Here is an 896-nt window from a genome sequence, read left to right on the forward strand (position 1 = left end):
CCTGGACAAGCTGGTCGACGAACTGCCCAAGGTGAAGGTCGAGGTCGCGGTCACCGACGACCAGGTCGAGGCGGTGGTCGAGGCGATCGTGCGCGCCGCTGGCACCGGCAAGATCGGCGACGGCAAGGTCTTCGTCTACGACCTGGGCCAGGTGGTGCGGATCCGCACCGGTGAACTGGATGCCGACGCGCTCTAGGCGCCGTTCGCGGCCCACCAACGAAAAGCCCCGCCATAGCGGGGCTTTTTCGCATCTGCGGCCTGTGATCCGGCTCAGCCCTGTGCTTGGCCCAGGGATCGAGCCTGTTCTCAGCCCTGTGCTTCGCCCAGGGCGTCTGCCACGAACGGCGGCGCGACCAGCACGCCGGTGTGCAGCGGCGCGCTGTAGTACTTCGTCGCGAACGACTTGCCGGCCGCGTCGGCCTCGCGGAAACCGAAGCCCTGGCCCTTGCGCGCCAAGGTCACGCTCCACCAGCCGGTCGGGTAGCACGGCTGCGGGAACGGCAGGGTCTTGAAGGTCGAGAAACCGGCCTTGCCCATCTCGGTGCGCATGGCCTTGATCAGTTCGAGCTGGGCCAGCGGCGATTCGGACTGCTGAACGAGGATGCCGTCGTCCTTCAGCGCGCGGAAGCAGCTGGCGTAGAAGTCCTTGTTGAACAGGCCTTCGGCCGGGCCGACCGGATCGGTCGAGTCGACGATCACCACGTCGACACTGCCGGCCGGGCAGTTGGCCATGTAGGCCACGCCGTCGTCGAACAGCAGCTCGGCGCGCGCGTCGCCGTTGGAGTCGCACAGCTCCGGGAAGTACTTCTCGGCCATGCGCGTGACCTGCTCGTCGATGTCGCACTGGGTCGCGCTCTCCACGCCCGGATGCTTGAGCACTTCGCGCAGCGTGCCGC

At 67.6% G+C, this 896-nt stretch carries 1 protein-coding gene and 1 pseudogene; one reads left to right on the forward strand and one right to left on the reverse strand.

All coding sequences use genetic code 11. The features are described from left to right. The coding region (locus J7528_RS23550; RefSeq protein ID WP_291879707.1) for a P-II family nitrogen regulator at positions 1–196 on the forward strand (196 nt) is incomplete at its 5' end. A gap of 110 nt (positions 197–306) precedes the next feature. On the opposite strand, the pseudogene J7528_RS23555 reads toward J7528_RS23550, so the two are convergent. After that, positions 307–896: pseudogene (locus J7528_RS23555) on the reverse strand (hypothetical protein); the annotation flags it as partial.

Origin of the sequence: Caulobacter sp. (assembly GCF_017744445.1) — a bacterium.
Taxonomy (GTDB): Bacteria; Pseudomonadota; Alphaproteobacteria; order Caulobacterales; family Caulobacteraceae; genus Caulobacter.